Annotated in this window: 25 protein-coding genes and 2 tRNA genes; 13 read left to right on the forward strand and 14 right to left on the reverse strand. The window is 67.8% G+C overall.

From position 1 onward, the window contains the following. Nucleotides 1-106: 106 nt before the first annotated feature. The 5 genes from LT965_RS15675 to LT965_RS15695 form a co-directional block, all read right to left on the reverse strand. The gene (locus LT965_RS15675) at nt 107-982 is read right to left on the reverse strand and encodes a sulfatase-like hydrolase/transferase (RefSeq protein ID WP_232701797.1); all 876 of its coding nucleotides are present in this window, start codon (nt 980-982) and stop codon (nt 107-109) included. 249 nt (nt 983-1,231) lie between these two features. Then, nucleotides 1,232-1,305 (reverse strand) — tRNA-Thr (locus tag LT965_RS15680). 11 nt (nt 1,306-1,316) lie between these two features. Then, on the reverse strand, nt 1,317-1,799 hold the full coding sequence (locus LT965_RS15685; RefSeq protein WP_232701798.1) for a GNAT family N-acetyltransferase: 483 nt from the start codon (nt 1,797-1,799) through the stop codon (nt 1,317-1,319). Further along, on the reverse strand, nt 1,799-2,995 hold the full coding sequence (locus LT965_RS15690) for a phosphoglycerate kinase (RefSeq protein WP_232701799.1): 1,197 nt from the start codon (nt 2,993-2,995) through the stop codon (nt 1,799-1,801). The genes LT965_RS15685 and LT965_RS15690 overlap by 1 nt, the downstream gene beginning before the upstream one ends. A 102-nt stretch (nt 2,996-3,097) precedes the next feature. Then, on the reverse strand, nt 3,098-3,682 hold the full coding sequence (locus LT965_RS15695) for a CBS domain-containing protein (RefSeq protein WP_232701800.1): 585 nt from the start codon (nt 3,680-3,682) through the stop codon (nt 3,098-3,100). 181 nt (nt 3,683-3,863) lie between these two features. On the opposite strand from LT965_RS15695, the gene udk reads away from it, so the two are divergent. Beyond that, nucleotides 3,864-4,556, forward strand: coding sequence for a uridine kinase (udk, locus tag LT965_RS15700; RefSeq protein WP_232701801.1), 693 nt, complete (start codon nt 3,864-3,866; stop codon nt 4,554-4,556). On the opposite strand, the gene LT965_RS15705 is transcribed toward udk, so the two are convergent. From LT965_RS15705 to LT965_RS15715, 3 genes are all read right to left on the reverse strand, one after another. Continuing rightward, nucleotides 4,557-4,880, reverse strand: a complete 324-nt coding sequence (locus tag LT965_RS15705) for a DUF5785 family protein (RefSeq protein WP_232701802.1) — start codon at nt 4,878-4,880, stop codon at nt 4,557-4,559. It lies immediately after the preceding gene. 243 nt (nt 4,881-5,123) lie between these two features. After that, nucleotides 5,124-5,205, reverse strand: a tRNA-Ser gene (locus LT965_RS15710). A 55-nt stretch (nt 5,206-5,260) separates the two neighbouring features. After that, complete coding sequence (locus LT965_RS15715) at nt 5,261-6,025, reverse strand: hypothetical protein (RefSeq protein WP_232701803.1); 765 nt, start codon at nt 6,023-6,025, stop codon at nt 5,261-5,263. A gap of 127 nt (nt 6,026-6,152) precedes the next feature. Between LT965_RS15715 and LT965_RS15720 the strand changes: the two genes are divergently transcribed. Next, nucleotides 6,153-6,362 (forward strand): hypothetical protein, encoded by a 210-nt coding sequence (locus LT965_RS15720; protein ID WP_232701804.1) that lies wholly within the window; start codon nt 6,153-6,155, stop codon nt 6,360-6,362. Nucleotides 6,363-6,392: 30 nt separating this feature from the next. On the opposite strand, the gene LT965_RS15725 is transcribed toward LT965_RS15720, so the two are convergent. Then, on the reverse strand, nt 6,393-7,025 hold the full coding sequence (locus LT965_RS15725) for a uracil-DNA glycosylase (RefSeq protein WP_232701805.1): 633 nt from the start codon (nt 7,023-7,025) through the stop codon (nt 6,393-6,395). 59 nt (nt 7,026-7,084) lie between these two features. Further along, nucleotides 7,085-8,236, reverse strand: a complete 1,152-nt coding sequence (aroC, locus tag LT965_RS15730) for a chorismate synthase (protein ID WP_232701806.1) — start codon at nt 8,234-8,236, stop codon at nt 7,085-7,087. Nucleotides 8,237-8,473: 237 nt separating this feature from the next. Between aroC and LT965_RS15735 the strand changes: the two genes are divergently transcribed. Further along, nucleotides 8,474-8,785 (forward strand): DUF7344 domain-containing protein, encoded by a 312-nt coding sequence (locus tag LT965_RS15735; RefSeq protein ID WP_232701807.1) that lies wholly within the window; start codon nt 8,474-8,476, stop codon nt 8,783-8,785. Nucleotides 8,786-8,795: 10 nt separating this feature from the next. Here LT965_RS15735 and aroA read toward each other — a convergent pair whose 3' ends face one another. After that, nucleotides 8,796-10,079 (reverse strand): 3-phosphoshikimate 1-carboxyvinyltransferase, encoded by a 1,284-nt coding sequence (gene aroA / locus LT965_RS15740; RefSeq protein WP_232701808.1) that lies wholly within the window; start codon nt 10,077-10,079, stop codon nt 8,796-8,798. A 78-nt stretch (nt 10,080-10,157) separates the two neighbouring features. On the opposite strand from aroA, the gene LT965_RS15745 reads away from it, so the two are divergent. Continuing rightward, nucleotides 10,158-11,330: a M24 family metallopeptidase gene (locus LT965_RS15745; RefSeq protein ID WP_232701809.1), complete on the forward strand. Its 1,173-nt coding sequence runs from the start codon at nt 10,158-10,160 to the stop codon at nt 11,328-11,330. Between the two features lie 3 nt (nt 11,331-11,333). On the opposite strand, the gene LT965_RS15750 is transcribed toward LT965_RS15745, so the two are convergent. Together LT965_RS15750 and LT965_RS15755 are read right to left on the reverse strand one after the other, a co-directional pair. Beyond that, the gene (locus LT965_RS15750; RefSeq protein ID WP_232701810.1) at nt 11,334-11,918 is read right to left on the reverse strand and encodes a HalX domain-containing protein; all 585 of its coding nucleotides are present in this window, start codon (nt 11,916-11,918) and stop codon (nt 11,334-11,336) included. 28 nt (nt 11,919-11,946) lie between these two features. Continuing rightward, on the reverse strand, nt 11,947-13,344 hold the full coding sequence (locus LT965_RS15755) for an ATP-binding protein (protein WP_232701811.1): 1,398 nt from the start codon (nt 13,342-13,344) through the stop codon (nt 11,947-11,949). A gap of 84 nt (nt 13,345-13,428) precedes the next feature. Here LT965_RS15755 and LT965_RS15760 point away from each other — a divergent pair, with 84 nt between their 5' ends. The 8 genes from LT965_RS15760 (at nt 13,429) to surE (ending at nt 21,608) form a co-directional block, all read left to right on the forward strand. Continuing rightward, nucleotides 13,429-14,154 carry a prephenate dehydrogenase/arogenate dehydrogenase family protein gene (locus tag LT965_RS15760; protein ID WP_232701812.1) on the forward strand — a complete coding sequence of 242 codons (726 nt, stop codon included), beginning with the start codon at nt 13,429-13,431 and terminating at the stop codon, nt 14,152-14,154. After that, nucleotides 14,141-15,532 carry a small ribosomal subunit Rsm22 family protein gene (locus LT965_RS15765; RefSeq protein ID WP_232701813.1) on the forward strand — a complete coding sequence of 464 codons (1,392 nt, stop codon included), beginning with the start codon at nt 14,141-14,143 and terminating at the stop codon, nt 15,530-15,532. The genes LT965_RS15760 and LT965_RS15765 overlap by 14 nt, the downstream gene beginning before the upstream one ends. A 62-nt stretch (nt 15,533-15,594) precedes the next feature. Continuing rightward, nucleotides 15,595-16,074, forward strand: coding sequence for an Lrp/AsnC family transcriptional regulator (locus LT965_RS15770; RefSeq protein ID WP_232701814.1), 480 nt, complete (start codon nt 15,595-15,597; stop codon nt 16,072-16,074). Between the two features lie 117 nt (nt 16,075-16,191). Beyond that, nucleotides 16,192-16,623 carry an NAD-binding protein gene (locus LT965_RS15775; protein WP_269782701.1) on the forward strand — a complete coding sequence of 144 codons (432 nt, stop codon included), beginning with the start codon at nt 16,192-16,194 and terminating at the stop codon, nt 16,621-16,623. Between the two features lie 72 nt (nt 16,624-16,695). After that, entirely contained in the window at nt 16,696-18,888 is a 2,193-nt protein-coding gene (locus LT965_RS15780) for an amino acid permease (protein ID WP_232701816.1), read from the forward strand. Nucleotides 18,889-19,021: 133 nt separating this feature from the next. Then, complete coding sequence (locus tag LT965_RS15785; RefSeq protein WP_232701817.1) at nt 19,022-20,275, forward strand: inorganic phosphate transporter; 1,254 nt, start codon at nt 19,022-19,024, stop codon at nt 20,273-20,275. A gap of 69 nt (nt 20,276-20,344) precedes the next feature. Next, nucleotides 20,345-20,764, forward strand: coding sequence for a universal stress protein (locus LT965_RS15790; RefSeq protein WP_232701818.1), 420 nt, complete (start codon nt 20,345-20,347; stop codon nt 20,762-20,764). 70 nt (nt 20,765-20,834) lie between these two features. Next, nucleotides 20,835-21,608 carry a 5'/3'-nucleotidase SurE gene (gene surE, locus LT965_RS15795; protein ID WP_232701819.1) on the forward strand — a complete coding sequence of 258 codons (774 nt, stop codon included), beginning with the start codon at nt 20,835-20,837 and terminating at the stop codon, nt 21,606-21,608. Between the two features lie 4 nt (nt 21,609-21,612). Here the strand turns inward: surE and LT965_RS15800 are convergent, their stop codons facing one another. Next, complete coding sequence (locus LT965_RS15800; RefSeq protein WP_269782702.1) at nt 21,613-22,110, reverse strand: NUDIX domain-containing protein; 498 nt, start codon at nt 22,108-22,110, stop codon at nt 21,613-21,615. A 117-nt stretch (nt 22,111-22,227) separates the two neighbouring features. Between LT965_RS15800 and LT965_RS15805 the strand changes: the two genes are divergently transcribed. After that, nucleotides 22,228-22,908, forward strand: a complete 681-nt coding sequence (locus tag LT965_RS15805) for a carbonic anhydrase (RefSeq protein ID WP_232701820.1) — start codon at nt 22,228-22,230, stop codon at nt 22,906-22,908. Nucleotides 22,909-22,957: the final 49 nt, after the last annotated feature.

The raw sequence follows: 22,957 nt of genomic DNA on the forward strand, positions 1-22,957 counted from the left end.
GAAATAATTCGGCAATGTATACCGCGATTGCTTAACTGCTCGTTCGCCAAATTACCATTCTGAAATTTGAGAAGAGAGCGTGTGATTGCCCCTGTTCGCGACGCGGCTATGATAAGTAACCCAACTTCTCCAACTGTTCTTCGAGATCTGCGTCGCCAACTTGGTCGTGGCCAACTGGTGATTCTGCTACGATTCGTTTGCGATTCTCCGATTGATGAACTAGCCAGGGGACTTTGACGAGTTCTTCTACGTGAAGTTTTGGCGGGTGATCGTAATCCTTCACTGGCAAAGGAAAGCATCTCTCCCCCAATAGTTCACCATGATCAGCCGTTATCACACTCTTACCTTCCATAGCTTCTAAGATTTCCTCAACGTGATCTAAGATGTAATTCAGGTTCTCTCTGTAAGCTGCTCTAAGGCGGTCGTCCGGGAAGGAGACTGTGCGGTGTTGTATCTTTTCGAACACTTCTGGTTGGCTGTATCCTTCGAACAGCTTTTCAGCAGTTGGGCCTACGTAGGGTGCGTGGGGGTGCATATAGTGCACAATCAGTCGCTTGTTCGGGAACTCAGCTATGGCCTCAATCGCCTTCTCAGTAATTGGTTTCGCATCCCAGCCTTCGTGGTCGACGCTTATGGCGGCGTGTAGTTCGACATCTAGCTCGTCTAAAAGCTTGAAAAACCATCCATTCCCAGAGACGTAAACTACGTCGTGGAGTTGTTTTCCCCCAAAGTTCCCCCGGATGAACTCGGGAGACGTTGAACCTCGAGATATACGGCTTTCCAGGTTTCCTGGCATAGTCGATACTTCCGCGAACTCGTCGAAGCGGCACGCATCTAGTATTACCAAGTTGTCCCAGTCCTCGGCGAAGATGTCTGTCCCGGAGTGATTGTACGAGTGCTGGAGAAATCGACTGTGATAAAGCTGATTCACTGCTCGAAGGGCCAAGAACGGATGGCGAATCAGTTCTGTAACGTTTACCATGCTTTGTAGCTACGTTTTGACGGTAAAGGCATTTGCCGATTCACGAAGTAGTAGTCTTGCATGACGTACATCATTTACCTCTATTGGTGATAGAGGGCCGACCTTGCAGCGCGTCGGGTCGCGGGTCTCCGGGCCTGACATCGACTAGTGGGTCGCAACGACGGATGAAAAACGTCGCGGTGCAGCGCTCACGGCTCCAGTGTTAGCCGTTCGATTATCCGGGGACTCTCCCCGTGGTCGAGTCCCCTAAGCCAAGGGTGCGATTCGAACGCACGGATTCTCGATTACAAATCGAGTGCTTGAGCCACCCAAGCTCCCTTGGCGCAGTTCGGGGTTAGTCGGGGTCCTTTGTGTGCGTATCGCTTTCGGCCGGCCGTTCGAACGTGACCCGGTGGCGGTCGTACCCCCGCCGTTCGTACAGGCGACGCGCGCCCTCGTTGTCCCACAGCGCCTCGACGGCGAGCACGCCGGCACCCCGTTCGCGCAGTTCTGCCTCCGCGTGGTCGAGCAGGGCCGACCCGACGCCGTCGTCGCGCGCCCCGGGAACGACGTAGAGGTTGTCGACGACGCCGCGCTTCGTGTCCGTCTCGTACAGCCCGGTCTCGACGTGGAACATCACGAAGCCGACGCGTCGACCGTGCTGGCGCGCCACCGCGACGCCGCCGGTGTGGACGTACTGCGCGATGAGTTCCTGTGCCTGCTGGTGGTTCTCCGCGGCGAGGAGGTGCGAGCCGTGGTCGCGCTGTTCGGCGGCGAGCGCCTCCCACAGGTCGGCGACGGCCGGGACGTCCTCGCCCGTCGCGGCCGTCAGCTCCATCAGCGCAGCGCCTCCACGGCGGCCAGCGGTTCGCCGGTGAGCATGCGGAGCGCGGCGCCGCCACCGGTGCTGATGTGGTCGAATCCCGAGAGGCCGAACTTCCGGATGGCGGCCGCGGTGTCGCCGCCGCCGACGATGGTGTACTCCGCTCGCGTGGCGGCCTCGTAGAGGCCGCGAGTGCCGTCGGCGAACAGTTCGTCCTCGAAGACGCCCGCGGGACCGTTCAGGATGGCGGTGCCGGTCTCCGCGAGGACGTCCGCGTACGCCTCGACGGTGTCGCTCCCGAGGTCCATCACGGCCTCGTCGTCACGGGGCGGGAGCTCCGAGACCGGAAGTTCGCATCGTTCGCCGTCGCGCGCGACGGCTACGTCGACGGGGAGGAGGATGCTGTCGCCGTGTGACTCGAGCAGGGCCTCTGCGGTCTCGATCTCCGCCTCGTACCCGTTATCGTGGATGAGTTCCGTGCTCCGGCGACCGACGTCGACGCCGTCGGCCGCGAGGAAGATGTTCGCGACGACGCCAGTGCAGAGGACGGTCTCCGCGAGGCCGTTCTCGAGTGCGTGTTCCGCGACGGCCACCGAATCCGGGACCTTCGCGCCGCCGACGACGTACGTCCGCGGGGTCGGCGTCTCCTCGATGGCGCCGAGGACGTCGAGTTCTTCCTCCATCACGCGCCCCGCGTACGAGTCGAGGAGTTCGGGGAAGCCGACGAGCGAGGGCTGCGATCGGTGGGACGCCGCGAACGCGTCGTTGACGTACGCGTCGAGGGCGGGGGAGAGCCGGGAGACGAGGAACGTCTCCGCGGCGCGCGCCGGGTCGAACTCCATGTACTCCTCGCTGTAGAAGCGAGTGTTCTCGAGGAGCACCGCTTCGCCCGAGTCGAGGGCGTCGATGGCGTCCCGGGCGTCCGCGCTGAACGTGGCGTCGCAGTAGTCGACGTCGTGGTCGAGTAGTTCGTCGAGGCGGTCGGCGTGCGATTCGAGGCGCGCGAACTCGTCGCCGCCGGGTCGACCCTGGTGGGCGAGCACCGCGACGCGCGCGCCAGCGTCGAGCAACTCGGACAGCGTGTCGACGTGAGCCCGCAGGCGAGCGTCGTCGGCCAGCGAGTCGTCGTCCGCGAGCGGACTGTTGATGTCGACCCGAACACCGACCGCAGCGTCGGCCGCCGGGAGGTCGTCGAGGGTCCGTATCGCCATGTACGAGAAGGGAGCCTAGCGGCCTGTATATGCGTTACTGTCTCCGGAACGGTGAGGGCAGAACTAACGCACGGTAGCGGTCGGCTAAAGCCGTCGGTCGGCTCAGACGGAGCGACACTCGATGCAGAGCAGTTGCCCGTTGACGGAGACCAGTTCCCCCGTGAGTCCGCCACAGCTCTCGCAGACGCCCTGTTCGGCGTAGTCGGTCTGGGTTCCGGTGAAGTCGTCGCGTGACGACCCGTCGCCGAACTCGCTGCCGGAGTGCTGGCTCGCGCCCGCACTCACCGCCTCCGGAGACTGCTCGCGCGCGGGCCCGGTGACCGTGGGAGCGATGTCCCGGGCCTCGACGATGCCACGGACGCCGTTCCCGTCGGTCACGAGAACTCGCGGGTCGCCGGTTCGCCCCATCGCGTTCGCCGCGTCCGAGACCACGGCGTCCGGTGGTAGCATCTCCGGCGTCTCCCGCATGACGTCCGAGACGGTCGTGTCGGCGAAGCGCGCGTCGTCGAGGAGCAGGTCGAGGACCCCCTCCGTGGTGACCAGGCCGACGGGTTGGTTGCCCCGGAGTACAACCGCGCTGGTGGTGTTCTCCGCGCGCATCAACTCGACCGCGTCGAGCAACGGGTCGGACTCGCTCACACCGACGAACTCGTGGGACATGACGTCCCTGAGGGGTAATTGAGGCATGTGAACAGCTAACACGCAATCGGGCTAAAGTGTGTTCCCGTAACGTGTATGACCTGTTCGCCCGTAGTTCACTGTCGACGATTCTCGACGAGTGCCAATTGGGACAGACACTCGCGCGGACCGACACGTGGCCCGAGTGGAAACGCTGCATTCAACACCACGCACCCCCGTGCCTGTAGCAATGACCATCCCGTCGTTCGTCGTCGGCATCGCGGGGGGAACCGGGGCCGGGAAGACGACGGTCGCACACGAGGTGACGGAGAACGTCGGGGAGGCGGTCACACTCATCCCGCTCGACAACTACTACGCCGACCTCGGCCACATGGACTTCGAGGAGCGCGCCGAGGTCAACTACGACCACCCGTCGGCGTTCGAGTGGGAGTTGCTCCGCGACCACCTCGACAGCCTCCTCTCCGGGCAGCCCGTCGAGATGCCCCAGTACAACTTCGAGGAACACCTCCGGGAGGACGAACGCGTCACCGTCGAACCGACCGACGTCATCGTCCTGGAGGGCATCCTCGCGCTGTACGACGAGCGGGTCAACGAGATGCTCGACCTCCACATCTACGTCGAGACGGACGCCGACGTCCGCATCCTCCGCCGTATCGAGCGCGACGTCGTCGACCGCGGCCGCGACCTCGAGGGCGTCATGGAGCAGTACCTCTCGACGGTGAAGCCGATGCACGAGCAGTTCATCGAACCGACGAAGAAGGACGCCGACATCATCATCCCGGAGGGCGCGAACTCCGTCGCGGTGAACCTCCTCGAGGAGAAGGTGGCGGCCGAGAGTCGCGAGATGGCCGCGTGGGCCGCTCGCGAAGAGGACGGCGAGCGCTACACCGACAGCGGGCGACCCGTCGGCGACACGAAGTAGCTACGCGGTCGGGTGGTACTCCAGGTAGTTGCCCCGGCGAAGCGCCGCCCCGACCTTCTTGTGGAAGTCGACTTTCGTCTCGAACTCGTCGACCTCGACGTGCTCGAAGATGTCCGCGACCGAGACGACACGTCGGTGGTTCAATCGAATCGGCCAGTCGCCGTACTCCTCGACGAACGCCGCCGCGTCCAGCGGGAAGTCCCCGTGCTCGTCGGTCATCTTCGAGAGCACTGCGAGCCCGTAGTTGCGGCCGCCCTCGCTACCCTTCTCCCCGTCCGGGTCGTGAATCCAGTTCCGCCCCGAAGGGTCTTCCATCTCTGCCATACACGGACGGTTCCGCGCTGGCCCCAAAACCGTTTCTCAATTGCGCTGACTGGACAGCCGAAGTTGCTAGCGTTCGCGGGCCGAACGATTCGGAGAACCCGAGGCCCGGGATTCACCGAGCGCGAAGTGCTCGGACCGAGGAACCCTCGAAGCCGCGCGAAGCGCGGCTGAGGGGGTGACGCTGTGTTTTTGGCGTAGCTTTTGCAAGCGCGGGCCGCTGGCTCGCGCGCTGGAAAAGGTACACGGTGAGGATGGGATTCGAACCCATGAGGCTGACGCCACCGGTTTTCAAGACCGGCGCATTAGGCCGCTCTGCCACCTCACCACGCGAACTGGCGTAGGGACGGGTGACGGTTGAAACTGTCGTTGTCCGGTGGTGATCAGTCGCGGACGAGTGTCGCCTGGCCGCCGACGGGATCGACGCTGAGGCCGAGTTCCTCGACGTAGGCCGTCGTGTGGGGTGGGACGAGGCGGTGGGCGGCGTGGCGGGCGCCGAGTTCGGCGACCAGCGACCTGAGGTCGTCGCCGGTCCGGACGCGGATGGTCCGCGGGAGGAAGTCGACGTCGTGGCCGGCGTCGAGCGCGCGAGCGGTCAGGTTCTCGATGGGCGGGACGTCGTAGGCGCCGGTGAAGTCGATGGGGTCGCTGAACCCCGCGAAGTAGACGCGACCGGCGGCGGCAGGACCGAGGACGACGGGACTACGCCGGAGTTTCATCGCGGCGCTGTCGACGTCCTTCCGGAGGAACAGTGGCGCGTCGGGTTCGAGGACGGCCGCCGAGGTCACACCCTCGCGTTCGAGCAGGTGGGAGACGGTGTTGCCGACGCGCGCGGCCTTCAATGAGCCGACCTGCACCTCGACGCGGACGTCCTCGCGTTCTTCCTCGTCCAGAACGGACTCGACGAGAGCCCGGACTTCGGCTTCCGCGTCGGCGTCCGCCGGGACGTGCTCGCTGGGCAGGTCGTCGTCCGGCCGGTAGTTGACGAGCAACTCGCCGCCGCTCTCGGCGGCAGCCAGGAACGCGTCGGCGGCCATCGCCTCGTACAGCGACGTGGCTTCGGACTCCGTGAGCGGCGACGTGTCGGGGAGCTCTGGGAGCACGAGTCCGTCCCGCGGCGGGTCGATCGTGACGGCGACGACGGTCATACGTTGTCCTGGGGTCCCGGGTGGCTTGAACGCGGTGGTACGGTCGTGGGAGCGACGCGGCGGTTTGCCCCCGCGATAGTGCGACCCGCGAACCAACTAAGCCCGTGCAGCCGTAACTATCGCGACCGTGGACACGCGAACGATACTCACCGGAATCGCGCTCGCCACGATCGTAGCTGGAGCGGTCGGCGCCGTTCTCGCACTGCCGGCAGCGCTCGGACTGGTCGCGGGTGCGGCGACCTTCGCGTTCCTCGTCGTCGCCGTTCTCGCGGTCGTCGGCGCGGGCGTCGGCGGCACTGGCGGCCCCAGCCACACGAAAACACCGTACTGGCGGTAGAGACGACGTTCTCACCGCCGCTGGAGGGTGCTACCGGCCGCGGCGCCCCTTCGTCTGCCGGTAGTCCGTCCCCAGCAGGTCGAGGAAGAACTCGATGTAGGTCTCGGTCTGCTCGTCGGTCAGGTCGGTGGGGTGGACCATCGGCGCGAGTTCGAAGCCGCGCCCGCGGATTGTCGTCGCGTGGCACTCCTCGACGTCGAACTCCTCGGCGGGCTTCGTGGTGTGCTCCCGCGCGAGTTCGGTGAGCGCGCGCTGGCCCACGGGCACCAGGATCTCCGGGTTGATCATCCGGACGTCGGCGTTGAGGTACGGTTCGCAGGTCGTCACCTCCGTGTCGGACGGGTCGCGGTCGGGGTGCCGACAGCGAGTGAGGTACGCGAGGTAGGCGTTGTCCAGTTCCGGTTCCTCACTCGACGGGAGGGAGTTGTTCAGCCCGACGCTCCCGAGGATGTGCTGGAACCGTTCGCCCGCCTCGTCGCCCGTGAACGGGACGCCGGTGCGCTCGGCGCCCGCGCTCGGCGCCTCGCCGACGAAGACGAAGTCCGCGCCCACGTCCCCGTAGCCGTGGACGACGCGCTCGCGGACGTCACAGAGGCCGGGACAGTTCCGGCACTCCTCGTCCATCCCGTACGGGTTCTGCTGGCCGCGCTGGTGGGCGTCCATCTGTGCGCTACTCGGGCCCCCTCGCAAAAAGCCGCTTCGCTCGACTAGGTCGACGGCCGTTACTCGTTGCGCGGACTGCTTGGGTGGTAGTCGGTGTCGTACTCGCCGGGTTGGCCGTCGAGTCGGTCCGGGTTGATGCGGCCACCGAGCAGCATGAAGTCGAGGATGGTGACGTTGAGCATCGCCTCGACCACGGGGACGCCCCGCGGTGGGAGCACTGGGTCGTGGCGCCCGATGACCTGTTCGGTCTTCTCCTCACCGGTCTCCCAGTCCACGGTCTGTTGCTCCTTCGGAATCGACGTCGGCGCGTGCAGCGTCACCTCGCCGTAGATGGGTTCGCCGGTCGTGATGCCGCCCTGCAGTCCGCCGTGGTCGTTCTCGACGGGGACCGGCTCACCCTCATCGGAGAACTCCCAGTCGTCGTTGCGGTCCTTGCCGGTCCACTCCCGGGCCTCGCGGCCGAGGCCGAACTCGAAGGCCGTCGTCGCTGGCACGGACAGCATCGCCTGCCCGAGTCGCGCCTCCACGCTGTCGAAGCGCGGGGCGCCGAGTCCGCGGGGGACACCACGGACCTCGAAGTAGATCGACCCGCCGATGGAGTCGCCCTCGGCCTGGTACGCCTCGATCAGCTCCTGCATCTCCGCGGCCGTCTCCGGGTGTGCACAGCGGACGTCGTTGTCCTCCGTGTGTTCGAGCATCTCCTCGAAGGAGACCTCGGGCGCTTCGACGTCGCCGATTTGGTTGACGTGGGCCTTCGTCTGCACGCCCTCACGCTCCAGGATCTCCTTGGCGATAGCGCCCGCCGCGACCCAGTTCACCGTCTCGCGCGCTGACGAGCGACCGCCGCCGCCCCAGTTCCGGGTGCCGAACTTCGCGGAGTACGTGAAGTCGCCGTGGCTCGGTCGTGGCGCGGTGACGAACGGTTCGTACTTTCCGGACTCGGCGTCCTTGTTCTGGATGGTCATCCCGATGGGCGTCCCCGTCGTGTAGCCGTCCTGGATTCCGGAGTTGATGGTGACCTCGTCGGGTTCGCCCCGCGAGGTTGTGATCATCGACTGGCCGGGCTTCCGGCGGTCGAGTTCGCGCTGGATCGTCTCCTCGTCGAGTTCGAGTCCCGCGGGACAGCCCGAGACCACGACGCCCATCCCGGGACCGTGACTCTCCCCGTAGGTCGTGACCTGGAACAGTCGCCCAAAGCGATTACCGTTCATGCTCGGAGGATACGGCGGCAGGGGTTTAGTGCTTGCAGTACGCGCAACGGGTGCCGGTCGTGGACGAATCCGACCCGCGGCCCTGCAACCACCTGGTAACTACTCGATGGTAACAGGTGCGTACATAGACTTCACGAGACACGTAGATGTCCCCAGACGACCCCAAGACGCATCCTGTCGACAACTTAATCGTTGAGGTGAAGGCCTTATGGCCGACTGTGGCCTTCCATATTCGACATGGCAGAATCGATGCGGATCGGCGCAGAGAGGGGCGACGTACGTATTCACGGCGCACTGGCGAACGAACGCCGGCGTCACGTCCTCTCGATACTCGAGGACGCGAATGCCGAGCTGTCGCTGAACGAACTCGTGCGGGAACTCGCTGACCTCGAGAGTGGGAACAAACCGGGAGCGACCTGCGACGAGGTCAAGCAGATCCGTATCTCGCTGTACCACCGCCACCTCCCGAAGCTAGCGGACGTCGGACTCGTCGAGCACAACCCCGGGAAGCAGACCGTCGCGCTCGCGAACGACGAACTCGACGTGTAGCGGGACCTCCTCACCGAGCGACGTCGGCGCCGAGATCCTCGAGTACGTCGAAGAAGTCGGGGAACGAGACGTCGACGTGTTCTGCACCCTCGATAGTGGTCTCACCGTCGGCGACCAGTCCAGCGACGGCGAGCGCCATCACGAGGCGGTGGTCGCCGCGACCGTCGACGCGTGCCCCGACGAGCTCGGACTCGCCGCCGTGGACGAGCAGTTCGTCCGGGCGTTCCTCGGTTTTGACGCCGAGTTCCGCGAGCTCCTCGGCCATCGCGCTCACGCGGTCGGTCTCCTTGTAGCGGACGTGCTCGGCGTCCGTGATGTGCATCGTGCCGTCGGCGGCGGCACCGAGGACGGCGAGCGTCGGGAGCAGGTCCGGCGTGTCCGCGACGTCCACGGTGACGCCCGAGAGCGCCGACTGCCGGACGACGATCTCGCCCGCGTCGTCGCGCCACTCGACGTCCGCGCCCATGCGGTCGAGCACGTCGACGATAGCGGTGTCGCCCTGCGCGCTCGGGTGGGCACCCTCGACGACCACCTCGTCGTCGGCAGCGAGCGCGCCCGCCGCGAGCAGGTAGGAGACCGAGGAGAAGTCGCCGGGGACGTCGTACTCGCTGCTGGCGGGGTCGTAGGACTGCCCGCCAGCGACACTGTAGCCGTCCGCAGTCTCCTCGGCTTCGACCCCGAAGTCCGCCAGCACGTCGAGGGTGATGTCGACGTACGGCGCGGACTTCAGCTCCGTCGTCAACGCGACGTCGATGCCGCGCTCCGTGGCGGCGCCGGCCATGAGCAGCGACGTGACGAACTGCGAGGAGACGTCGCCCGGCATCTCGACGTGGCCGCCCTCGATCGGGCCGTCGACGACGAGCGGCGCCTGGCCGTTCCCGCGCGTAGAGCACGCACGACCGCCGAGCGCCTCGATAGCGTCGAGGAGCGGTCCCTGGGGCCGCGAGCGCAGCGACTCGTCGCCGGTGAGGACGGTGGTGCCGTCGACGAGCGCCGCTGTCCCGGTGACGAGGCGCATCGTCGTCCCGGAGTTCGCGCAGTCGACGACGTCCGCGGGGACGGAGGGGGTCCCGTCGAAGCCGGTCACGTTCCAGTCGTCGCCCTCGCGTGCCTCGCTGCCGCCGAACGCCTCGACCGCCGCGGCGGTCGCACGAGTGTCCGCGCTGTCCAGGGGATTCCGGACGAGTGCGCCGTCGGCGTACCCAGCGGCGAGCAGCGCGCGGTGCGTGTAGCTCTTCGAGGGCGGAGCGCGCGCGGCGCCGCTCACCCGCGAGTTCCCGACAGTGGCTTGCATGGGCGTGGCGACGGCGCGCCACCCCAATAGGGTTCCGGAGGCGGTAGCGTTTAGGTGCCACCTCGACGACTCGGTGGCATGGACCCCGACTTCGGGCGACTCGACGAGTACCTCGACGAACGCGGACTCAACGGGTACGCGTTCTACGACGACGCCTCGAACTCCGACCTCTACTACGTCACCGGCTTCGGCGCGCCCGACCCGTTCTTCGCCGTCTACACGCCCGAGGCCACTGGCATCCTCGCCTCCTCGCTGGAGTATGGCCGAGCGAACAAGGAGAGCCGCGCGGACGTCGTGAAGCGCTTCTCCGACTACGACTTCCAGGAGAAGCGTGCCGACCACGACGCCGAGACGGCGTCGGCACTCGTTCGCGCGGAGTTCCTCGCCGACCTCGGCTGCGAGTCCCTCGCCGTTCAGAGGAAGTTCCCGGTCGGCGTCGCCGACGCGCTCCGCGAGGAGGGCGTCACGGTCGACGCCGACGACGACAACGTCGTGATGGACATCCGGGCGGTGAAGACCGACGAGGAGATCGAGCACGTCCGCCGCGCACAGCGCGCCAACGAGCGGGCGATGGCGCGCGCCGAGGAGTTGATCCGGGGCGCGGACGTCGTCGACGGCGTCCTCCACCACGACGGCGAACCGCTCACCAGCGAGTTCGTGCGCCAGGAGATCGAGATCACGCTGCTCCGCAACGGCTGTTCGCTCGACGAGACCATCGTCGCCTGCGGCGCCGACGCCGCCGACCCCCACAACCGCGGCAGCGGCCCGCTGACGGCAGACGACTTCGTCATCGTCGACATCTTCCCGCGGGACAAGGCCTCGAAGTACCACAGCGACATGACGCGGACGTTTCTGAACGGGACGCCCTCGGAGACCCAGCGCGAGTGGTACGACGTGACCGAGGAGGCGCTGGAGGCCGCCCTCGACGCTGTCGGTCCCGGCGTCTCCGGCGAGGACGTGAACCAGGCGGTCGTCGACGTCTACCAGGAGCACGGCCACCCGACAGTCTTCACGGACCCGGAGACGGAGACGGGGTTCATCCACTCGACGGGGCACGGCGTCGGCCTCGACGTCCACGAGAAGCCCGGCGTCTCCCGCGGCGGCGACGAACTCCAGGTCGGCCACGTCGTCACCATCGAACCGGGACTCTACGACCCGGAGGTCGGCGGCGTCCGCATCGAGGACATCGTCGTGGTCACCGAGGACGGCTACGAGAATCTGGTCGACTACCCCGTCTCGCTCGCGGAGTAGCGGTCAGCGGTACCCGTCCGAGTTCTCCTCGCTGAGGTCCTTGAACACCGCGAGGAAGTCCGCCTCGTCGAGCTCTCCGACCAGCTGGTCGAGGTTCGACCGCATCGCCGTGATCTCGTCGCACAGCGACTGGTAGCGGTCGTCGTCGACGAGTTCCTCGTCGGTCTTCGACGTCTCGAGGGTCGCGCGCTTCGACGCGAGCGAGAAGTACTGCTGTACCTCGTCGCTGTACAGCGAGCGGGCGAGCAGTCGGCTGACCAGCCGCTCGAGGTCCTCGCGGTCGACTGGCTTCACGACGTAGGCGTCGAACCCGAGTTCGAGGATGTCGAAGTCCGGGTCGACGGCCGTCACCATCGCCACCTGGCAGTCGTTGCCGCGCTCACGGACGGTCTGTAGTACGTCGTCCCCGGAGCTCTCCGGGAGGCGACGGTCGAGCAACACCACGTCTACGTCCTCGTCGAACTGTTCGAGAGCGCTCTCGGCGCTGTACGCCGTCCGTACGTCGTACCTGGCGCAGAGCCAGTCCGCGAACAGGTCTGCGAGTTCGCGTTCGTCCTCGACGACGAGGACCGTCGCCGGCCGTGTCATTCCAGACCCACCAAGTCCGGCGGGTGGTTTAGTTCTTTCCCGCTCCCTCAGGCGACTTGACAGGTTCGGCGTCCGGCCGAACGACGACGTTCCCCTCGTCGGTGACCCCGACGGTACCGTCGGACTGGGTGACGAGCCAGTAGACGAGCCAGAGACCGACCCCGGAGCCGTGCCGGAGCGGCGTCTCCTCGACGCCGCCGAGCGCACGGCGCTCGTTCTCCGGGATGCCGGAGCCGTTGTCCGCGACGCGAACAGTCGGCGGGCCGGCCTCGACGGTGACGTGTACCGTGGGGTCGGCGGCGTCGTTGTGTTCGGCCGCGTTGGACAGGAGCTCCCTGACGGCCAGCCGGAGTCGGCTGTCCGCCTCCAGTTCGCAGCTGACGGTCGTCTCGAAGGAGACGTCCGGGTACTGGTCAGCCGCGCGCTCGACCTCCTCGGTGACGATCTCCCCGAGTCGGTCCGCCGGCGCGACTCCCGCTTCGAGGGCGCGTTCGAGCAGTCGCGCCTTCTCGCCGGCAGCCAGCAGGTTCTCGGCCGCGGCGACGATGCTCTCGATGTCCTCGTCGTCGCCGTGTCGCTCCCGGAGCCGTTCGGCCCGCCCCAGCACGAGGTTGAGCGCGTTGCGGACGTTGTGGCGCAGTACGCGGTTCAGCACGCGGAGGCGCTGGTCGCGCTCCTCGCGACCGGTGACGTCCCGGCAGACCCAGACGTAGCCGTCGCCGGCCAGCGCCGTCATAGAGAGGTCCTGCGGGTACGTGGTACCGTCGACGCGCCTGGCGGTGACCGTCCCTTGCCACTCCTCGCGTTCGCCCGCGTCTAGTTCCGCGAGCACCGCTGCGACGCGCTCGCGGGTAGCCTCCGGGTAGCAGACCTGCCAGGGGTCGCCGACGACGCCGCCCGGACTGTCGACGCCGTAGCCCTCGGCGAACGCGGCGTTCGCGAAGGATACGTTCCCGGCGTCGTCGAGCACGGCGATCCCGTCCATCGCGGCGTCGAGTGCGCGCAGCAGTCGGAGGTGCGAGCCCGCCCGCCAGCGGTCGCGTTCGCTGTACGTGCCCGCGATGGCGGCGCCCAGCGCCCCGGTGCTCGTGTGCTGGATGACCACGTGGGTGACGGTCGTGGTGCTGCCGTACGTGCCCACCAGTACGGCCCAGAGGTCGAGCGTGATGACGACCCCCGCGCCACCGATCGCCCACGCGAAGACGGCGTCGCCACGGGCGCCAGCCGGTGCCCGCAGCCAGAACCAGAGTCCGTACCCCAGGAGTGCGAGCGCCGGGAGGATCGTCGCCACCGCCACCATCGGGCCGGGCACGCCGTGCGTGCCGAAGTAAGCGAGCCCCGCACCCGCTAGCGTCACCCCGAGGGCCGGAACCAGCCAGCGACGCCCGGGAGCGGGCGCACCGAGGTGGACGTCGACGGACGACATGAATTCGGAGATACGGCGGAGGGATAAAAATCCACGCGTCGACTAGCGAACGTCTTTTGCCGGGTGGGGCGCTACCGTCGGTCGATGGACGTACTCGTGGTGGGGGCCGGCAACGTGGGGCGGTGGTTCGCGGCGCTGGCGGACGCACCGGTGGCGTTCGCCGACGTCGACGACGAGCGAGCCGCGGCGGCCGCCGAGGCACACGACGGCCGCGCCCGGACGGTTCCACTGGACGCCGAGGAGTCGTTCGGACTGGTCGCTATCGCGGTGCCGATGCGCGTCGCGGAGGCCGCCATCGAGGCACACGCGTCGAAGGCCCAGCAGGCGGTCGTCGACTTCACCGGCGCGATGGAGCAGCCGCTGCGCGCGATGGCGACGGTGGCGCCCGCCCGCGAGCGGGTGAGCTTCCACCCACTGTTCGCACCCGAACACGGACCCGGCCGCATCGCCGTGTCGTCGAGCACACCCGGGCCCGCCACCGACCGCGTGCGCAAGTGGCTCGAAGCCGCGGGCAACGACCTCGTGGACGTGGAACCCGAAGACCACGACGACGCGATGGCGACGATCCAGGGGCGGGCGCACGCCGCCGTGCTGGCGTTCGCGCTCGCGGCCGACGACGTGCCCGAGGAACTAGCGACCCCGGTGTACGAGTCGCTGTCCGACCTCGCCGAGCGCGTCACCGACGGGAACGCCGGCGTGTACGCGGACATTCAGGACGCCTTCGGGGGTGCCGACGAGGTCGCTGCCGCCGCGCGCCGCCTCGCCGACGCCGAGGACTTCGCGGAGGTGTACGAGGATGCCCGTCGATAGGGACGCGATCCTGGACAGCGCGAAGTACCTCCGTGGAGTCCGCCCGCTGGACCCCGCAGAACTCAGAGAGTACGTCGCCGACCAGCCACACGACGCGGTCGTCCGGCAGGTGCTCCGCGAGCACGCTGCGGAACTCGGCATCGTGGAGCGCGAGGACGGCACGTTCGTGCCGGCCAGCGACGACCCCGTCTCCCCCGACTTCGACGGCGTGAACGCGCTCCCCGCGGCCTACGAGCGAACCGTCGAGAACCTGCTCGTCGACCGCTGGGGTCCGGAGTGGCACCGGGGAGCGTCGGGGGACGCGTTGCGAGAGAAGATCCGACGCTTCAAGGACGACTACTACCGCCAGGCGGACGTCGAGTACGACAGCGACGTCGCGCTCGGCTACGCCGTCTACCACCTCGCGACGTACTACGCGGCCATCCAGTACGTGCTCGCGGACCTCGCTCGCGACGGCCTGCTGAGCGGTAACCTTCGAGTCCTCGACGTCGGCGCGGGCGTCGGCGGCCCCGCGCTCGGGCTGTTCGACTTCCTTCCCGAGGACGCGCTCGTCGAGTACCACGCCGTCGAGCCGAGCGCCGCGGCGGACGTGCTCGAGGAACTGCTCGAGGACGCCCCCCGGAACGTCCACCCCGAGATACACCGCCAGACGGCCGAGGCCTTCGAGCCGGAGGGCGAGTACGACCTCGTGCTCGCGTGCAGCGTCCTCAGCGAACTCGACGACCCGGTCGCCGTCGTCGAACGCTACCTCGACTGCCTCGCCGGGGATGGGACGTTTCTCGCGCTCGCCCCGGCGGACAAGCACACGAGTACGCAGCTCCGCTCGGTCGAGCGGGCGGTCGAGCGGCGCGGGGCGACGGTGTACAGCCCGACGCCGCGGCTCTGGCCCGGCGAACGGCCGACCGACCGCGGCTGGAGCTTCGACGAACAGCCGGAAGTCGAGGCGCCGGCGTTCCAGCGGCGTCTCGCGGAGTCCAGTCAGCGCCCCTCCGAGTTCCTCCACACCGAGGTCCGGTACTCGTACTCGCTGCTGCGGACGGACGGTCGCCGCCAGCACGACGTCGCCCTGGGCGCGGACCGCCTGCTGAAACTCGCGGACGCCGACGACCGGGTGACCGACCGAACGGACGCGGTGGTCGCGAAACTCTCCCGGAACCTCGCCGACGAGGACGCTAACCCGCTGTTCAAGGTGAGCGACGGCAGCGAGAGCGAGGACTGTTACGCGGTGCTCGTCCGGCCGACGAGCCTCAATCGCGACCTCCTGGACGCCGACTACGGCGACCTGCTCTCAGTGGAGTCCGCGCTCGTCCTCTGGAACGACGACGAGGAGGCGTACAACCTCGTCGTCGACGAGGAGACGGTCGTCGACGCGGCGTAGGCGTTCGGGAGTCGACGGTCGCAGGGTGGTATTTTATGCGGATTCGTCGGTGAGTACGTCCCATGACTCTCGAAGGGCTCGACGACCTGGACCGACTGATCATCCACGCGCTCCAGCGGAACGCCAGGAAGACATCCTCGAAGACCATCGCGGACCGCGCCGGCGTCTCCCCGAGTACGGTCCGCAACCGCATCCAGCGCCTGGAGGACCGCGGTATCCTGCGGGGCTACCACGCCGACGTCGACTACGAGCGAGCGGGCTACCAGCTGCACACGCTCATCGTCTGTACGGCGCCAGTTCCACGGCGCGAGGAACTCGCGGCGTCCGCCTTGGAGATCCCGGGTGTCGTCCGGGTAGAGGAGGTGATGACCGGGGCCGAGAACGTACACGTCTCCGCGGTCGGGACCGACAGCGACGACCTGAGCCGCATCGGCCGGGACCTGAACGAACTCGGCCTGGAGGTGGTCGACGAGGACATCATCCGGAACATCCACCACGGGTCCTACACCGAGTTCGAGACGGGTGCTGAGGACGGAACGTGAAATTCTAGCTTGGAAAATCCTGTTTCGTGAATTAATACGCGTTACTTATGCTGCTCCGTTCTGTAGGTGTGGGTGAGCGGCGGTCTCGACCACCGAGGCTGCACTCGCCTCCCAACCATGAGCACACCACGACAGAACCCCAGAGAAGCGGAGCACCGACACAGTAACGATCCCGTCTTCGTGGTCGGTGGCGGACCCGTCGGACGAGACGTGGCCGACCGACTCACCGCGGACGGCCAGACGGTGACGTTCGTCGACCGGTCCCCACCCACCGACCCGCCCCCCGAACAGTCGGTCCACGGCGTCGAGGAGGTCTGCAGTGCGGTGCTCCGGGACCTCGAACTCGGAGACGTCACGACGGCTCTCGTTCTGGAACCCGAGGACGCGACCAACCTGCTGCTCGCACAGTGTCTCCGGACGCAGTTCGACGTCGAGCGCGTGATCGTCCGCGTCAACGACCCCGACCGACTGGACGTCTTCGAGAACGTCGACGTCGAAACCGTCGACGCGACGGCAGTCCTCGGTACTGAGATCGTTCGGAGGCGGTAACGTGTCGATTAGACAGCGCGAGAACCCCGTACAGACGAGTCCAGCAGCACGTTCGTCCATCCACCTGACACTATGAAGAAACTCGAACGAGACCTCGGACTCGGTGCAGTGTTCGCCATCAGCGTCGGTGCGATGATCGGCAGTGGCATCTTCATCCTCCCGGCGCTCGCACTGGAGATCGCCGGCCCGGCGGTGATCCTCGCGTACCTGCTCGCGGGACTCCTCGTCGTCCCGGCGGCGCTCTCCAAGTCGGAGATGGCGACGGCGATGCCGGAGGCCGGCGGCACCTACCTCTACATCGAGCGCGGGATGGGACCGGTGCTCGGCACCATCGCCGGCGTCGGAACGTGGTTCTCGCTGTCGTTCAAGAGTGCGCTCGCGCTCGTCGGCGGCGTCCCCTACCTGGTGTTGCTGTTCGACCTCCCCGTGAAGCCGGTCGCGCTCGGCCTCGCGGCGTTCCTCGTGCTCGTGAACCTCCTGGGCGCCAAACAGACCGGTCGGCTCCAGGTGGTCATCGTCTCGGTGATGCTCGTCGCGCTGGGCTGGTTCGTCGCCGGGAGCGCCGGCGGCGTCGAACAGGCCAACTACCAGAACTTCTTCGTCGGCGGCTGGGAGGGGCTGCTCGCCGCGACCGGCCTCGTCTTCGTCTCCTACGCGGGCGTCACGAAGGTCGCGAGCGTCGCCGAGGAGGTCGAGGACCCCGGTCGGAACATCCCCATCGGCATCCTCGGGTCGCTGGCGTTCACCACGCTGCTGTACGTCGGTATCGTCGCCGTGATGGTCGGCGTGACGGAAGCCGGAGCAGTCGCCGGGTCCGCGACTCCGGTCGCCGTCGCTGCGGACGCGACCCTCGGGCAGTGGGGCGTCTACGCGGTCATCGCCGCGGCCATCCTCGCGCTCGTCTCGACGGCCAACGCCGGGATCCTCTCGTCCTCGCGGTACCCGTTCGCGATGAGCCGCGACAGACTCGCGCCGCCGACGTTCGCGGAGATCCACGAGAAGTTCGGCACCCCCACGACGGCCATCACGCTCACCGGGGCCGTCGTCCTGGTGCTCATCGCGTTCGTCCCCATCCTCGAGATCGCGAAACTCGCGAGCGCCTTCCAGATCCTCGTGTTCGTCCTCATAAACCTCGCCGTGGTCGCGTTCCGGCACGGCAGCACAGAGTACGAACCCGAGTTCCACTCGCCGCTGTACCCGTGGATGCAGGCCTTCGGGGTCGTCAGCGGCGTCGTGTTGCTGACCCAGATGGGGATGGTCCCGCTCCTCGGAGCCCTCGTCATCACGCTCGGCAGTATCGCGTGGTACGTCGTGTACGCCCGTCCGCGCATCCGCCGGGAGGGCGCCGCTACGGACGTCATCCGGCGTCGACTCGGGCGCGACGTCCTCACGGAGACCGAGGACATCGTCGCCGAGGCCGGCGACGGTGACTACGAGGTGCTCGTCGCGCTCACCCGGTACGCCACCGCAGACCGCGAACGGTCGCTGCTGGCGCTCGCCGCCGACCTCGTCCGTCCCTACGACGGCCGCGTCGTCGTGGTGCGATTCGAGGAGGTCCCCGACCAGGCACCCCTCGACCACGCGGCCGAGGTCCAGTCGCCCGCCGACGTCTCCTTCGAGGAGCAGACGGACGCCCTCGCCGCCGAGTTCGACGTGGACGTCGAGTACGGCGAGATCGTCAGCCACGACACGAAGCGCGCCATGGTGAACTTCGCGGAACACCGCGACGTGGACCTCGTCGTCGCTGAACACGAGCGACTGCGGCTCCGGTCGCGGCTCCTCGGCGACCCTATCGACTGGTTCGTCAGGCACGCCCACTGCGACGCGCTGCTGGTGGAGAACCGCGGCTACGACGACCCGCAGAACGTCGTCCTCGAGGGCGACGGCGGCCCCTACGACCCCGCGACGGTCGCCGTCGCGAACACGATCGCCGGCGAGACCGGAGGCCACGTCACGCTCCAGTTCCCTGTGTCGGACGGACAGCCGGACCAGCGCCGGGAGACCATCGAGGCCTACCAGGAGGAGCTCGCGGGCCTGCTGTCGGCGCCGGTCCGGGCGCCGTTCCCCCGGACCGACGGCGGCGACGAGACGCTGGACGCGGGCGTCGCAGACCTCGTAATCCGCACGGGGACCCGGAACCGCATCCGTGGCGGACGGGACCGACACACGCCGACCGCGGCCGACTGCACCGAGGTGACCGTCTACCCCCACGAGTCCAGACAGCCCGGGCTGGTCCGCCGGCTGGTCGAGCGCGTCGTGTTCTGAGTTCCACGGCCCGTTCGCCGAGCCAAATTCTCTTTACACCGCCGCCCGACAACGTACCGTATGGGCTGCTCAACTGCGAGAGTTCTACGTCTCTGTTCCCGTGTCGGGGCGTCTCCGACAGGAGGTGCCTGAGGTGGTTTCGTTGCTCGCCGTGGTCGGCATCCTGGTCGCGGCGTTCGTCGGGTTCAACATCGGTGGCTCCTCGACGGGCGTCGCGTTCGGACCAGCGGTCGGCAGCAGACTCGTCAGGAAGGCGACAGCGGCGGGGCTGTTCAGCGTGTTCGCGCTCGCCGGCGCGTGGACCATCGGGCGGAACGTCATCGCGACGATGAGCGACGGCATCGTGCCAGCCGCACAGTTCTCGCCGGCGGCAGGCGTCGGCGTCCTCTTCTTCACGGGCTTCTCGCTGCTCATCTCGAACATCTACGGCGTCCCCGCCTCGACGTCGATGACCGCCGTCGGTGCCATCGTCGGCCTCGGTCTCGCGACGGGGTCGCTCAACGAGGCGCTGATGTTCACCATCGTCTCGGCGTGGATCGTCGCGCCACTCGTCGGCTTCGCCATCGGCGCGGTCATCGGACGGTACGTCTACCCGCAACTCGACGCGCGGCTGTCGTTCACGCGACTCCAGCGACAGTTGATACAGGTCGACCGGTCGGGGCGGCTCCCCCGGTTACACCTCAACCCGAACGCGTCGTCCCGCGACCTCGTCGCCTCGTTCCTGGTGCTCGGCATCGCCTGCTACATGGGGTTCAGTGCGGGCGCGAGCAACGCCGCGAACGCCGTCGCGCCACTCGTCGGCAACGGCACGGTCGACACCAGCCAGGGGGTGTTGCTCGCGGTCGCGGCCATCAGTCTCGGCGGGTTCACCATCGCCCGTCGCACCCTGGCGACGGTCGGCGAGGGTATCACCGACCTCCCCATCCTCGCCGCCCTCATCGTCTCGACGGTCGGCGCGACGATCATCACCGTCCTCTCCTACCTCGGTATCCCGGCGAGTCTCGCGGTGAGCACGACGTGTTGCATCATCGGCCTGGGCTGGGGGCGGGCGAGTCGCGCCGTCACGCTGGCCGAACTGGCGACGCCGTCCGTCGAACCCGAACCGGGACCCGGCCTCTCGACGGGGGCGCTGGCGGCCCCGTCCGTCGCCGACGACGACACGGGCGGGACGACGGTGGGGGACATCGCGAGCGGGGAGACCGAGGAACCGGCGACGCCCCCCAAGGAGACGCCGACGGTCCCGCCGATCGGCGAGGAGGACATCGAGGAACTGACCGCGGAGGACCTCTTCGACCCGGCGGCGACCAGCCGCATCGTGTTCCTCTGGGTGGCGACGCCCGCGCTGTCGGTCGTCGGCTCCTACGTGCTGTTCGCCTTCCTGCTGTAGACGGCGGGGTCGACTGGTCGTCGGCCCACCCACCGAGCGTTTATCCGGGAATCACCCGTCTGTTCCCGTATGGTCTCGCGCGTTCTCGTGCCGATGGACGGTTCCGAGATGGCCGAACACGCCCTCGAGTACGCCCTCGACGAGTTCCCCGACGCCGAACTGACCGTGCTGACCGTAGTCGGGCAGCCCACCGCGTTCTGGGCGGAGGCGACGGCGCTCGCACTGGAGGACGACATCGTACAGGCCGCCGAAGAGCGCGCGGAACCGGTCCTGGCTCGCGCTCGCGAGATCGCCGCGGACTACGACACCGAGATCGCCACCGAAGTCAGGGTGGGACACCCGAGTCGCGCCATCGTGAACATGGCATCGGACTTCGAGACGGTCGTCGTCGGTAGTCACGGCGGGTCGATGGCCGACCGCCTGATCGTGGGCAACGTCGCCGAGACCGTCTTCCGTCAGTCGCCGTCGCCGGTCGTCGTCGTTCGCTGAACCCGAGTTCGCCGCGCTCCGTCCGCCGGCCGTCGATACGCTTTTTCGCCGTCGCGTCGACGTCCGTCCAATGGCAGACAGTCCGGAAATCCTCGTCACGAACGACGACGGGATCGACGCCCCTGGCATCCGTGCGCTCGCCGAGGGTCTACGCGACGTCGGCAACGTGACCGTCGTCGCGCCCGCGAACGACCAGAGCGCGACGGGGCGTGCGATGTCCCGGGAGGTCACCGTCGACGAGCACGAACTCGGCTACGCTGTCGGCGGCACTCCCTCGGACTGCATCGTCGCGGGCCTCGAGGCGCTCGGGCCGTACCCCGACCTCGTCGTCGCCGGCGTCAACGAGGGCGCGAACCTCGGGATGTACGTCCTTGGGCGCTCGGGGACGGTCAGCGCCGCCGTCGAGGCGGCGTTCTTCGGCGTCCCCGCCATCGCCGCGTCGCTGTTCCTCACGAGCGAGGACTTCGGCGCCGAGACCCACTCCGAGGACTACGAGGCCGCCGTCGAGGCGACCGCCTACCTCGCAGAACACACGCTCGAAACCGGCGTCTTCGAGGACGCCGACTACCTGAACGTGAACGCACCCCACCCGGGCGCCGAGCCGTCGGGCGAGATGAAGGTGACGCGGCCGTCCCACGGCTACGACATGACCGCCGAACGGAACGGCGAGACGGTCGTCCTCAAGGACCGGATGTGGGACCTGATGGACGCCGGGACGGTCCCCGACCCGGAGGGGACGGACCGCCGTGCTGTCGTCGACGGCCACGTCTCCGTCTCGCCGCTCACCGCGCCACACACCACCGAACACCACGAGTCCCTCGACGAACTCGCCGACGACTACTGACCGCTCAGTCGAGGCGGCAGTCCCGGAGGAGCGCCCGGGCGTCCACGAACGACTCGGTGTCCGTCGGGGGGTCGCTGAACCACGCGGCAGCCGCGATCTCGTCGTCGTCCTCCCCGAGGTCGTCGCCGAACTCGGTCTGGTCCGTGCGTGCCGCGAACGCCACGAACCAGCCGCGCACGACCTCGTCGCCAGCGCGGAACACCTGTTCCTCGACGCGGCCAGGGTGGAGTATCTCGGCCGACAGCCCGGTCTCCTCGGCGACCTCGCGCTCGGCGGCTTCGGCGAACGTCTCACCGGGTTCGACGCTCCCACCGGGCAGCACCCAGCCGTCGCTCCACGCTGTCTCCACGAACGCCGCCTTGCCACGGGGGTTCCAGACGACGGCGCCAGCGGCCGTCCAGCCGTCCGCGGTCAGGTCGAGCTCCTCGGGAGCTACGTCGAACTCGCGGACGGCGTGGGTCGCGGACGACTCCGCCAGGAGGGCAGTGACCGTGTCGCTCACCCCCGGAACTCTACCGACACGGACCAAAAGTCTACTGTCGCCACTCTCGACAGTCGTCCAGTCGCCACCCGAGAACGGTAGTACCAAAGTCCCCGGCGGCGAACTGCCGAGCGACCCATGAACAGAACCGTCCGCGAGTTGCTGGAGCGCAACGCCGAGCACGCGGCCACGTTCCACGACCGCCTCGACGGCCACCAGGACGGCCAGCGGCCGGACGTCGTCTCGGTCTGCTGTTCGGACTCCCGCGTCCTCGGCGACCACGTCTGGGGGAACGACGAACCCGGCCGGATCTTCACGTGTAGCAACATCGGGAACCGCGTCGTCCAACGGACCGACGATGGCCTGGTCGTCTCCGGGGACGTGCTCTACCCGCTCGAACACACTGGTACGGACACCGCTGTCGTCGTGGGGCACACGGGCTGTGGCGCTGTCACGGCGACGTACGACTACCTCACCGACGGGCTCTCGGAACCACCGGGCATCGAACACTGCATCGAACTGCTGGCCCCGCACCTCGAAGCCGGCGTCGAGCGCCTCCCCGAGGAACTGGACCGCGAAGCCGCCATCGACCGACTCGTCGAGTACAACGTCGACCGGCAGGTGGACTCGCTGCTGGACAGCGAGGACGTCCCCGACGGCGTCGACGTCCTCGGCGTCGTCTACGACCTCCACGGCACGTACAGCGAGCGGCGTGGCGAGGTCCACGTCGTCAACGTCGACGGGGAGACCGACGTCGACACGCTACGAGACGCACATCCGGACGTCGACTCGCGAATCGCGCGGCTCTGGACGTACTGAACCCGCAGCGACGCTCGCGGCGGCTTCGCCGAGTCGGAGGAATCATTAC

The sequence above is a fragment of the Halobacterium wangiae genome (assembly GCF_021249345.1).
Taxonomy (GTDB): Archaea; Halobacteriota; Halobacteria; order Halobacteriales; family Halobacteriaceae; genus Halobacterium; species Halobacterium wangiae.